The 12,021-nt window shown below is 65.8% G+C and carries 9 protein-coding genes; 7 read left to right on the forward strand and 2 right to left on the reverse strand.

Annotation, left to right across the window (positions count from 1 at the left end):
- Nucleotides 1-29: 29 nt before the first annotated feature.
- The 5 genes from PT015_RS08400 (at nt 30) to PT015_RS08420 (ending at nt 8,218) form a co-directional block, all read left to right on the forward strand.
- A complete protein-coding gene (locus tag PT015_RS08400; RefSeq protein ID WP_285190174.1) occupies nt 30-1,451 on the forward strand; it encodes a condensation domain-containing protein in 1,422 nt (473 codons plus the stop codon).
- Nucleotides 1,452-1,551: 100 nt separating this feature from the next.
- Entirely contained in the window at nt 1,552-4,551 is a 3,000-nt protein-coding gene (locus tag PT015_RS08405) for an MMPL/RND family transporter (protein ID WP_285190175.1), read from the forward strand.
- A 57-nt stretch (nt 4,552-4,608) separates the two neighbouring features.
- Nucleotides 4,609-5,754, forward strand: coding sequence for a PE-PPE domain-containing protein (locus PT015_RS08410; protein ID WP_285190176.1), 1,146 nt, complete (start codon nt 4,609-4,611; stop codon nt 5,752-5,754).
- A gap of 43 nt (nt 5,755-5,797) precedes the next feature.
- Nucleotides 5,798-7,534, forward strand: coding sequence for an AMP-binding protein (locus PT015_RS08415; protein ID WP_285190177.1), 1,737 nt, complete (start codon nt 5,798-5,800; stop codon nt 7,532-7,534).
- 33 nt (nt 7,535-7,567) lie between these two features.
- Nucleotides 7,568-8,218: a GAP family protein gene (locus PT015_RS08420; RefSeq protein WP_285190178.1), complete on the forward strand. Its 651-nt coding sequence runs from the start codon at nt 7,568-7,570 to the stop codon at nt 8,216-8,218.
- A gap of 41 nt (nt 8,219-8,259) precedes the next feature.
- Here the strand turns inward: PT015_RS08420 and PT015_RS08425 are convergent, their stop codons facing one another.
- On the reverse strand, nt 8,260-9,363 hold the full coding sequence (locus PT015_RS08425; RefSeq protein WP_285190179.1) for a ParB/RepB/Spo0J family partition protein: 1,104 nt from the start codon (nt 9,361-9,363) through the stop codon (nt 8,260-8,262).
- A gap of 491 nt (nt 9,364-9,854) precedes the next feature.
- On the opposite strand from PT015_RS08425, the gene PT015_RS08430 reads away from it, so the two are divergent.
- Nucleotides 9,855-10,913: an NAD(P)H-dependent amine dehydrogenase family protein gene (locus tag PT015_RS08430; protein ID WP_285190180.1), complete on the forward strand. Its 1,059-nt coding sequence runs from the start codon at nt 9,855-9,857 to the stop codon at nt 10,911-10,913.
- Between the two features lie 17 nt (nt 10,914-10,930).
- Nucleotides 10,931-11,395 (forward strand): hypothetical protein, encoded by a 465-nt coding sequence (locus PT015_RS08435; protein ID WP_285190181.1) that lies wholly within the window; start codon nt 10,931-10,933, stop codon nt 11,393-11,395.
- A 3-nt stretch (nt 11,396-11,398) separates the two neighbouring features.
- Here the strand turns inward: PT015_RS08435 and PT015_RS08440 are convergent, their stop codons facing one another.
- Nucleotides 11,399-11,758, reverse strand: a complete 360-nt coding sequence (locus PT015_RS08440) for a hypothetical protein (RefSeq protein WP_285190182.1) — start codon at nt 11,756-11,758, stop codon at nt 11,399-11,401.
- Nucleotides 11,759-12,021 lie beyond the last annotated feature (263 nt).

The following is a 12,021-nucleotide window of genomic DNA, read 5'->3' on the forward strand; positions in this document are numbered from 1 at the left end:
CGGAGCCGTTCAACTGAGGAGGAAGTTCTTTGCGCATCGGGCAAATCACGGTCGGCTCGTTGACTGAATGGACGCTGACCCCGGGCACCGTCACCTCCTGGCACCCGACCGTCGCATCCGCGGACAAGGCTCGCCAGGCGCCGGTGAGTTCGGTGCCGGTCAGCTATATGCAAAGCCAGCACCTACGTAATTACTACGAGCGCACCGACGCGGGCCTCAACTTCTCCCGGCAGATCATCGCGAGCTGCGATGCGAAGGGCGAGTGCGACATCGCGGCCATGAACATCGCCCTCAACGCCTACCTGCGCCGACACGACACTTTCCGCAGCTGGTTCGAGCGGACCGACGACGGCGAGTTCATCCGGCACACGATCACCGACCCGGATGACATCGAATTCGAGCCCGTCGACCAGGGCCACATGGACATCGACGCGATCTGCGAGCACACCACCGCGATTCCCAACCCGTTCGAGTGGGGCTGTTTCACCTTCGGGATCGTCCAGCGCGAGGGCCAGTTCACCTTCTTCGTCGCGATGGACCACGTCCACGGTGACGCGACGCTGATCGGCACCACGATGATGGAAGCCAACGGCATGTACGCCGCACTGAGCAGCGGCGGAGACGCGCTGGAGCTTCCCGACGCCGGCAGTTTCGACGACTTCTGCGTGCGCGAGCGCGAATCCACCTCGCAGCTGACCCTGGAATCGCCGGGCGTGCAGTCCTGGATCGACTTTGCCGAGAACTGCAACGGCGGCTTCCCCGAGTTCCCGCTACCGCTGGGCGACCCGGAAAAGACGCTCACCAGCGAGATGTCGTCCGAGCTGCTGATGACCGATGCCCAGACGGAACGCTTCGAGGCGGCATGTCAGACGGCGGGCTCCCGCTTCGTCGGTGGGCTGTTCGCCTGCCTGGGCCTGGTAGAGCACGAATTCACCGGCGCGCTCACCTATTACGGGCTCACGCCACGGGATTCCCGTACCGGCGCGGACAACTTCATGACGCAGGGCTGGTTCACCGGCCTGATCCCGATCACCGTGCCGATCGCCGCGACGTCGTTCAACGAGGCGGCCTACGCCGCCCAGACCTCGTTCGACTCGGGCCTGGACATGGCGCGGGTGCCGTACTACCGCGTGCTGGAACTGGCGCCCTGGCTGAAGTGGCCGCAACCGAACTTCCCGGTGTCGAACTTTCTGCATGGCGGGGCCGCGCCGCTCAACGCTATTCTCGCGGCGGGCGACATGGGCTTGGCCGACAACATCGGGATCTACCCCGACGGACGATTCTCATATCAGCTCACTATCTACATCTTCCGCTACAAAGAGGGCACGGTGATGGCGATCATGCATCCCGACAATCCCGTCGCCCTCAAGTCCGCTACCCGCTACATGGAGGCAATGAAGTCTGTGTGTGTGCGGGTCGCTGACAGCGGACACTGGGGACGCGTCGCCTGACGTGGGCCTGTTCGATGGCTGAGGCCAACCTGAAGCGCGCAACTGCCGGTAGGCACGGCACCCGGTTGCGCGGTGTTACCAAGTTCCTGGGGGAACCAACATGCGTCGGCTAGCTGATTTCGTGGTGCGATGGCCCTGGGTGGTGATCGGCGTGTGGATCGCCGTCGCCGTCGCCCTGCCGCTGTCCTTCCCGTCGCTCAACGAGATGTCGGAGAAGCACCCGCTGGCGATCCTGCCCAGCGACGCCCCGTCCAACGTCACCGCCCGCAAGATGACCGAGGCGTTCCACGAAGCGGGCTCCGAAGATCTGCTGCTGGTCGTCCTGACCGACGACAAGGGCCTCAACCCGTCCGATGAGACGATCTACCGCAATCTCGCGGAGACCCTGCGCAAAGACACCAAGAACGTCGTCATGCTGCAGGATTTCGTCAGCACCCCGCCGCTGAAGTCGATCGTCACCAGCAAGGACAACAAGGCCTGGGTGCTGCCGGTCGGCGTGGCCGGCGAACTGGGTACACCCCGGTCCTACGAGGCGTTCACGGCGATCACCAATACCGTCAACCACGCCGTCGCCGGGACCTCGCTGAAGGCCAACCTCACCGGACCCGCCGGCACGGTCGCCGACCTGACGGTCGCGGGCCAGCAGGACCGGATGCCGATCGAACTCGCCATCGGCGTGATGGTGCTGATCGTGCTGCTGATCGTCTATCGCAGTGCCATCACCATGTTGTTGCCGTTGATCACCATCGCGTTGTCGCTGGTGATCGCGCAGGCGGTGGTGGCTGCTTATTCATTCCTGACGGGTGCCGGCGTCTCGAACCAGTCGATCGTCTTTCTGAGCGCGATCATGGCCGGCGCCGGAACGGACTACGCCGTCTTCCTGATCAGCCGATACCACGACTATCTGCGGCTGGGCGAGGGTCACGAGCCGGCGCTGAAGAAGGCGCTGGTCTCGATCGGCAAGGTCATCACCGCGTCGGCCAGCACGGTCGGCATCACGTTCCTGGTGATCAGCTTCGCCCGGATGGGCGTCTTCCAGACGGTCGGTATCGCCTCGGCGATCGGTGTCGCCATCGCGTTCCTGGCCGCGGTGACACTGCTGCCGGCGATCCTGGCGCTGGCCGGCCCGCGCGGCTGGGTGAAGCCGCGTCGCGAACTGACCGCGAAGTTCTGGCGCCGGTCCGGCATTCGCATCGTGCGACGGCCGCGCACCCACCTGGTGGCCAGCCTGATCGTGCTGGGCCTGCTGGCGAGTTGCGCGGGCCTGGTCCACTACAACTACGACGACCGCAAGGCGCTGGGTGCATCGGCCCCCAGCACCATCGGGTACGCGGCGCTGGATCGCCACTTCCCGGTGAACCAGTCGATTCCGGAGTACATCTTCATCCAGTCGCCGCGCGACCTGCGTAATCCGCAAGCGCTGGCCGACCTGGAGCAGATGGCCGACCGGATCAGCCAGCTGCCGAACGTCGCGGCGATCAGCGGTGTCACCCGGCCCACCGGAAACGTGCCGGAACAGTTCCGGGCCACGTATCAGGCGGGCGCCATCGGGTCATTCCTGCAGGGCGGTTCGACGCTGATCAACGACCACACCAACGACCTCAACCAGCTGTCGGAGGGATCGGTCTCGCTGGCCGACAAGCTCCAGGAGGTGCAGGGGCAGGTCGGCGAACTCGCGGCCAGCGTGCACGAGCTGCAGAGCACCTTCAGCTCGACGAAGGACCAGTACAGCGGCGACACGTTGGTCCACGAAGTCGACCTCGCGGCGCAGCTCATCGATCACGTGAACGCGATCAGCAACAAGATGGGCTGGAACTACACCGGCGCCAAGAACCTGGTCGAGTGGGTCGGCCCGGTGCTGAATGCGTTGCGCGGCAACCCCGTCTGCGATCTCGACGAGTCCTGCACCAACACGCGCGGGGAGTTCGAGCAACTGCTCGGGCCGCAGAACCAGGACGATGTCGACGCGATCAACGACCTGGCCCGCCAGATGGGCGACTACCCGGACAAGAAGCAGCTCAAGGCCTCGACCGACAAGATGCGGGCCGCGATCTCGAAGCTGAGCGGCGTGCTGCAGTCGATGGGCATGGATCAGCCCGGCGGCCTGCAGGCCAACCTGGATCAGCTGGAGGGCGGCGCAAACCAGTTCGCCGGCGGCAGCCGGCAGATCGCCGACGCGGTGAATCTGCTGGTCGACCAGGTCAAGCAGTTGGGCGCCGGCCTCAGCGAGTCGGCGACGTTCCTGCTGTCACTGAAGAAGGACGCGTCGCAGCCGTCGATGGGCGGGTTCAACATCCCGGCCCAGCTGCTGCGCCTGCCGGAATTCCAGGACGCCGCCAAGGTCTTCATCTCGGCGGACGGTCACTCGGTGCGCTACCTGGTGCAGACGAAGCTCAACCCGTTCAGCACCGAGGCGATGGATCAGGTCAACGCGATCCTGGCGACGGCCAAGGGCGCCCAGCCGAACACCGCGCTGTCGGACGCCAAGATCTCCATGTCGGGCTACACCGTCGGCCTCAAGGACACCCGCGACTACTACCAGCACGACATCCGCTTCATCATCACGGTCACCCTGCTCGTGGTGCTGTTGACGCTGATCGTGCTGCTGCGGGCGATCGTCGCGCCGCTGTACCTGGTGGCCTCCGTCGTCGTCTCCTACCTGTCGGCGGTCGGCATCGGCGCGGTGGTGTTCCAGTTCCTGCTCGGCCAGCAATTGCATTGGAGCGTGCCGCCTTTGGCGTTCGTTGTGCTGGTCGCTGTGGGCGCCGACTACAACATGCTGTTGGTCTCCCGGATGCGTGACGAGTCGCCGCACAGCATGCGCTACGGCATCATCCGGACGCTGAGTTCGACCGGCGGCGTGATCACCGCGGCGGGGCTGATCTTCGCCGCCTCGATGGCCGGCCTGCTGTTCTCCAGCATCGGCACGGTGGTGCAGGGCGGATTCGTCATCGGCATCGGCATTCTGCTGGACACATTCCTGGTCCGCACGATCACCGTCCCGGCCATCGCCGCGCTGATGGGACAGGCGAACTGGTGGCCTTCGAAGCTCGTCCCGCAGCGGCTGTCCGGCGTACGCGCGCAGCCCGAAGCGAGTTAGCGCACACCCGTTATGTATGTGAAACTACGACACGAACCCAAGGGGTCAGGGGTAGGCATGAAGAAACTACTCGCAGGAGTATCAGCGCTGGTAACCGTCGGCGCCACAGGATGTTTCGGCGTCTGGACCGCTTCGGCCGACGGACCGGAGATCAGCGGCCCGCCCTCCCCCGGGGCGCCCGGCGACCAGACCGCGTACGCCCTCGGTGGCGCGCACGTGCTGGGTGTCCCGTACGACAACTACATCCGCATGGAAGGCGCGGAGTGGTTCCCGGGCCAGCAGCGGCAAATCGTCCGCTATCCGGCCGGCCAGGTGCAGGGCCACGTGCTGGCGCACCTCTTCCCCGGTCTGAAGCCGGACATCGACAAGGTCGACCAGCAGTTCCCGGGCATCGGACTCGACGGCCCCAGCGTCGGCCAATCGGTCGCGGAGGGCGTGGACAACCTCGACAACGCGATCCGCACCACTGGTCGACCCGGCACGGCGATCGGCCTTTCCGAGGGTGGCTTCGTGGTCGACGGTGAGCAGCTGCGGCTGGCAAACCACCCGGAGACCGGTCCCCCGCCGAACGCGCTGAACTTCGCCACCTTCGGCGACCCGATCGGTCGGCACGCCTGGGGCCAGAGTTTCCTTCGCGCCACCTATCCGGTCGGCGCCAATGTGCCGGCGCTGGACTTTGTGATGACGCCGGAATACGAGAGCCAGTACGACACCAACCGGTTCGTCGCCGCCTACGACTCGATCGCGGACTTCCCGGACCGCCCGGACAACATGTTCGCCTTCGCGAACACGCTGATGGGCTTGGCCACCGGCCACACCGCCGTGGCCTTCACCAACGCGAGCATGGTGCCGCCCGGCAACATCCGAACCACGATCAACTCGCGCGGGGCCAAAGACACCACGATCATGGTGCCCCAGCAACACCTTCCGCTGGTCATGCCATTGAAATACATCGGCATTCCGGAAGACACGCTGAACAAGCTCGACGCGATACTTATCCCGCGCGTAAATGCGGGTTACATTAGGAACGATGATCCGGCGACGGCGCCGGTTCAGGTGGACCCGGTGCACGGTTTCGACCCGGCAGTGGTCACCGCTCCGACGAACCAAGCCACCTTCGGCGGCGGTGCAGATCCGCTATCGCAGGCGCTCAGCGGTGCTTTGTCGGTGCTCTCCCACGGTGCAAGCCAATCGGCGAACTGACCAAGTGAATTTGCCCCATATCGACTGAAAGTACGGATGACAGATGGCTCAATCGACGATTCTTTCGATGTTGCACGGTCGCGCCAGCATGCGGCCGAATGACCCCGCATTCACTTTCACCGACTACGAAAAGGACTACGCGGGCGTCCGCGAAACTCTGACGTGGTCGCAATTGTCGCGGCAGACCATGAATGTGGCCCGCGAAGTGCGCGCGCACGGAGCCACCGGAGACCGGGCCGTCATCCTGGCGCCGCAGGGCCTCGACTACATCCGGGCGTTCCTCGGAGCCATGCAGGCCGGGCTGATCGCCGTTCCACTGCCCCTGCCGCACCGCGGCTCGAGCTATGACCGGGTCGGCGCGGTATTCGCCGACACCGCACCTTCGGTCGTCCTGACGACCTCCTCGGTGGCCGAGGAGGTGGGTGACTACATCGACCAGTCCCGCATGGACACCGCGCCGAAGATCGTGTCGATCGATGCGCTCAGCCTGGACGCCGAGGGCGGGCCCAGCCCGGCCACCGGCGAGGTGCCGAGCATTGCGTACCTGCAGTACAGCTCGGGTTCGACGCGCACGCCGACCGGCGTGATGATGTCGCACCGCAACTTGACGGTGAACTTCGAGCAGCTGATGAGCAGCTTCTTCGCGGGCTCGAAAGTCCCGGCCGGCGCCGAGATCGTGTCCTGGCTGCCCTTCTATCACGACATGGGCTTGGTGCTGGGCGTCTGCGCGCCCATCCTGGGCGGCTACCACGCGGAGCTGTCGAGTCCGCTGGCCTTCCTCGAGCGGCCGGCCCGCTGGGTGCAGGCGATGGCAAAGAGCGAGGCCGCGTGGTCGTCGGCGCCCAACTTCGCCTTCGACCTGGCCGCTCGTAAGACCACCGACGCCGACCTGGCCGGGATGGATCTGGGCGGCGTGCTTGGCATCATCAGCGGCGCCGAGCGTGTCGAGCCGGCCACCCTGCAGCGCTTCGTGGACCGGTTCTCGCACTTCAACTTCAAAGACACGATGATGCGTCCGTCCTACGGCCTGGCCGAGGCCACCGTGTTCGTGGCGACCGGCACCTGGCACGAGGACCAGCCGACCAAGACCTTCGGCGTCGGCGAGCTCGGCGTCGGCCAGGTTGAGCGCTGCGCGTCCGGCGAAGGCTCCGCGCTGGTCAGCTACCGGATTCCGCGATCGCCGCAGCTGCGCATCGTCGACAGCGAGACCTACCGCGAATGCCCGAAGGACGAGATCGGCGAGATCTGGGTGCACGGCGAGAACGTCGCCGAGGGCTACTGGAACAAGCCGCCGGAGGAGCAGGCCTGCTTCGGCGCGACGCTGGTCGACCCGTCACCGGGCACCCCGGCCGGCCCCTGGCTGCGCACCGGCGACCTCGGATTCATCCACGAGGGTGAGGTCTTCATCGTCGGACGCATCAAGGACATGCTGATCATCCGCGGCCGCAACCACTACCCGGAGGACATCGAGGCGACGATCCAGCAGATCGCCCACGGGCGGGTTGCGGCGATCTCGGTCCAGATGGACAGCACCGAGCAGCTGGTCACCGTCATCGAGGTGAAGAAGAAGCGCGGCGAGGCCAGCGACGAACTGGCGACCCGGCTCAGCGGCGTCCGCAACAACATCACCGCGGCGATCTCCAACGCGCACGGCCTCAGTGTCGGCGACGTGGTCCTGGTCCCGGCCGGCTCGATCCCGACCACTACGAGCGGCAAGATCCGCCGCCAGGCCTGCGTCGAGCTGTACCGCCAGAGCCAATTCGCGCGGGTGGACGCCTAGCCCGACCGAGGGCCGAACCACCACACTTATCCCATGCTGGCGACCGTCCTGATAATGGCGCTCGCCGTCAGTATCGAGCCATATCGAATTGGCATGACCGTGCTCATGCTGAATAGGCCTCGGCCCGTGCGACAACTATTCGCGTTTTTATGTGGCGGATTCGTCATGGGAACCACCGTGGGCCTGATCGTCCTTTTCGTATTTCGACGAATTCTTCTCGGCACGTCATTCGTGACGGTGCCGCGGGTTCAATTACTGATCGGCCTCCTGATCATCTGTATCGCGGTGATCGTGGGCATCGATCTCTTCGGGCGGCTCGGTCCGCGGCCGGCGAAGCTGACCCGGCCCGCGACCGATCTGCTGAAGGGCGACTCGTTGCCCGTCGCCGGGATCGCGGGCCTCAGCATCGCGCTGCCCTCTGTCGACTACCTGGCCGCGCTGGCGGTCATCCTGGCCTCAGGCGCGACCGCACTGAAGCAGGTGGCCGTCCTGATCGCGTTCAACGTGGTGGCTTTCGCGCCCGTGGAGATCCCGCTGCTGGCCTATCTGCTGGCGCCGAAGCCGACCGCCCGGGCGGTGACGGCACTGCATGAGTGGATCCGGTCGAGGCGACGACGCGACGTCGCAATCGCGCTGGCCGTCGTCGGCAGCGCGTTCATCGCCGCCGGTCTTTACGGACTCTGAGCCTCACCCGCCGCGCGAAAGCGATTCAGCGGCAAGCTGATTCAGTGCGAGTTGACCTCGAACTTGTCCGCGATCTCCTGCCAGGCGCGGGCGTTCTTTCGCGCAATCTCGGCGAAGGTTCCCGAACAGTGCGTCGGCACCGCCTCGGCGAAATCGTTGCAGGCGCTGATCGCCACCACGACCGTGGACAGCAGGCGCAGTAGCGCCCGGCCGCGCTCCGAGGACCGCACGGACGGGTCGTTGCGAAGCCGCTGAAGCAGATCGCGGCCGCGGCCCTCCGGCATCGTCCGGGCGCCAACCCGCGGCGGGACGACCGGGGTCGCGAGCGCCGAGTCATTCGCGGCGGCGACGGTCGGACTGCCGGATTCCCCCACCCGCTTGGCGAGGTTGTCGGGCAGCGGGCTCTCGCCGTTGTGGACCCGCTGCCGGACGTCGCGCGCGGTGGTGACCGAGACGCCGGCCTTCCGCGCGATCTCACGCAGCGACGCACGCGGATTCATCGACAGGAATTCCGCCGCGCGCCGTCGTCCAATGGCGGGACTCACCGGTCGCACTTTTCCGTCCCGGCCTAGGCGGGGGTTCAACTGGGAGATTTCCTCGGTTGCACAACTGCGCAACTTGCCAACGGTTTTGTTCGAAACTCCGGCAATCAGTCCAATAGACCGGTCTGACCAATGCGGGTAAGATGTCAGAACTTTTTGTGCGGCCGCTTTGCGCTCCGAAAGTGTCAGCGGCAGCCCGTGCGTGACATTCAAATGCACGGCGAGGGCGAAGGCTTCTGCGTCGTTGCCTTCGAAGAGTCGGGCCGCGATCGTGCTGTCGCCGCGCAACTCCGTCGCGCGCAGGCGGTGCACGCCGTCGATCACCCGCATCGAGTCCCGATGGATGACGATCGGCGGCAGCGGCAAGGGCGACTGAGCCAATACCTGAACGTGGCTCTCGTTGGCCTTGTTCTTGCGCGGCGTGTACGAGCTACGGATCGCGGCCAGCGGAATGTTCTCCACCGGCAGCAGGCTCCCGCGCCGCACCCATTCCTCGACTGCGACCGCGGACAGCGGGTCCAGCTGGCCGTATCCGGGCAGCGAGCCGGGCGTCATGTCTGCGTCGCCGAGAATCCGTGCGCTGCTCTCATGTAATTGCGCCATTGGTTGCAAGCCCTGGTCTACCTTCTCGGGCGACTTTCACCACAAGTTTGCTGAGTGCCCATGCGATCAGTCCCCTTTCGGCGGCTAAAACAACTTACGCGGGCGTAGGTTACTCTAGAGTAAGTATGGCCCCCGTCACTTGTCAACTTGCTGACGCAATGTCGGTACCGGCGGTCCGCCTATCCGGCACGCGCATCCTTCAAAGAGTCCATCGCTTGCGGCACTGCGCATTTGGGTCCAAATTCAACGCTTGTTCAATGCAAAGAACCACGTCCAGCCGCCGTTGACGCGTGTCGAATACAGGTTGCTCGGCTCCGCGACGAACCGACCATCCGGTTGGTGCCCACGGCGGCATTGGCGGCTCGGCACAGTCAACGGCCGGGAAATTATCAGGCACGGCAAAATTAACTCTGTGTAAGAGCTGCCCCGCTCCGGCGTCTCGCGGCCGATTGAACATAATGAGGTGAGTCACATCGGCAAAGGAGCCCATGATGAGCGCGACCACCGCCGGCGGCCGTCCCCTCCGCGTGATCCAGTGGACCACCGGCAACATCGGTCGGCGTTCATTGCACGCAATCATCGGCCGGCCCGATATGGAACTCGTCGGCGTGTACGCGCACGGCCAGGACAAGGTCGGGGTGGACGCGGCCGAACTGTCCGGCTGGCCTGAACCCACGGGTGTCACGGCCACCAACGACATCGACGCCCTGCTGGCGCTCGAGCCCGACGCCTGCTGCTACAACCCGCTGTGGCCCAGCGTCGACGAGCTCGTCCGACTGCTCGAGTCGGGCGTCAATGTCTGCACCAGCGCCGCCTGGATCACCGGCGGCAAGCAGACCCCCGAAGACCGCCGGCGCATTCTCGATGCCTGCGAGCAGGGCAACGCGACCATCTTCGGCAGCGGCGCCCATCCCGGCATGACGAACCTGGTCGGGATGGCGCTCAGCGGTTCCTGCGAGCGCGTCGACGAAATCCGAATCACCGAGTCGGTGGATTGCTCCACCTATGAGTCTGCGGAGACCCAGACCGCGATGGGCTTCTCGCAGGACCCGGAGACCCCCGGCCTCGCCGAGAACGTACGGCGCGAAAGCGAGGTCTTCGCCGAATCGGCCGCGATGATGGCCGACGCGATCGGCGCGACGCTGGACAAGATGACCTTCGACGTCACCTTCACGGCGGCGACCGGCGACTCCGACCTCGGCTTCATGAAGATCCCGGCCGGCACCGTCGGCAGCGTCTTCGGCTACCACCGCGGCTGGGTGGGCGACCGCAACGTCGTCAGCGTCGGATTCAACTGGACGATGGGCGATCACGTGACGCCGCCCAAACCGCTCGAGCACGGCCACGTCATTCAGGTGTTCGGGGTGCCCAACATGCGCACGGTGGTGCACTGCCTGCCGCCGAAGGACTGGACCGAGCCGGGGTTCATGGGCCTGGGCATGATCTACACCGCGATGCCGGTGACCAACGCGGTACCCGCGGTCGTGGCGGCCAGGCCTGGAATCGTCACGCTGGCCGACCTGCCGCCGATCACCGGGCGCGCCCGGTAGCCGTCGCGTCATCCGCCATGGGAATGCGCCCGCTGGCCGCGGTGTGGGTAGTCCTCGTCGCGGCGACAGGGTGTGCGCGGGGTCCCGCCCCGGCGCCGCACGGCGAGACAACGATGGTCGCGTCGCCCTCTGCATCCGCCATCGCACTGCAGCCCAACGATCGCGGGTATGTGCGGATCGAGGTGCCGTCGACTTCGGTTGACTGTTCGATAACTGCCGAACTGGTTGCTTGCCAACGGTTTTCGGGTGTGTGGCACGACGAGAACGGACAGGTTCGACACACCGTCAGCATCACGACGGGTGGCGAGTTCCATTGGGTCAACGCCGATCTCGGCGAACTGCAAGGTCGCGTCGCGCTGGGCTTCCACACCTACGCCGCGCAGGGCTGGACGATAGTGGCCGGGCCGGACGAGACGCGATTCGTCGACGGTCACAGCGGACATGGCATGACCGTGGACACCGCGCACGTCACGCCGTTTTGAGCCCTATGCGGACAGCTTCGGCAGAATCTTTCGCGCCAGGTCGACCGCCGCTGCGTCGCGTTGGTCTCCCGTCAGCCTGATCACCGCGACCTGAACGGTGTTCTCCCGGTTGCCGCCCGCGAACTTGACCGCGCCGAAGTAGATGTAGCGCATCCCATCGGGGGCGGGCCTGCCCGGGAAGCCGGGCAACTCCGCGCGCAGCGTGTTGTGCGGCGCCGAGTCGGGAGTACCGATCTCGACCGTGACCGATTCCTCGGTCGTCGAGTTCTCCCACGTACACCCACCCCGCTTGGCGTTCTGCGTCGTCGACTTACCCGGCACCGACGCACCGAGCAGGGACGAAATGTCTTGCGGCGAAACCAAAGAACACGCATCGACAGGCCGCGCAGCCGGGGTCGCCCCCGACCCAGGCGCACTGCCCGCCGACCCGCCGGAGTCGCTGTGAGTTTGACAGCCGGCCGCAGCGCAACACAGCAGCGCGGCGACGAATACGCGGATAGAGCATGGAAACACTGACGACCTCTTTTCTTCGACGCAGCGCGTCGAGCCGTCCCGACGCTACGGATGACCCGGGCGACGCGAATCAGGGATTTCCCTACTCTTGGATGGCTGTTGCTATCGCTCGG

The sequence above is a fragment of the Candidatus Mycobacterium wuenschmannii genome (assembly GCF_030252325.1).
GTDB lineage: Bacteria > Actinomycetota > Actinomycetes > Mycobacteriales > Mycobacteriaceae > Mycobacterium > Mycobacterium wuenschmannii.

Bases quoted from the DNA above. Each gene is read 5' to 3' on its own strand.
- PT015_RS08425 (WP_285190179.1), bottom strand. From the start codon at position 9,363: ATGGCGCAATTACATGAGAGCAGCGCACGGATTCTCGGCGACGCAGAC.
- PT015_RS08405 (WP_285190175.1), top strand. From the start codon at position 1,552: ATGCGTCGGCTAGCTGATTTCGTGGTGCGATGGCCCTGGGTGGTGATC.
- PT015_RS08410 (WP_285190176.1), top strand. From the start codon at position 4,609: ATGAAGAAACTACTCGCAGGAGTATCAGCGCTGGTAACCGTCGGCGCC.
- PT015_RS08435 (WP_285190181.1), top strand. From the start codon at position 10,931: ATGGGAATGCGCCCGCTGGCCGCGGTGTGGGTAGTCCTCGTCGCGGCG.
- PT015_RS08430 (WP_285190180.1), top strand. From the start codon at position 9,855: ATGAGCGCGACCACCGCCGGCGGCCGTCCCCTCCGCGTGATCCAGTGG.
- PT015_RS08420 (WP_285190178.1), top strand. From the start codon at position 7,568: ATGCTGGCGACCGTCCTGATAATGGCGCTCGCCGTCAGTATCGAGCCA.
- PT015_RS08415 (WP_285190177.1), top strand. From the start codon at position 5,798: ATGGCTCAATCGACGATTCTTTCGATGTTGCACGGTCGCGCCAGCATG.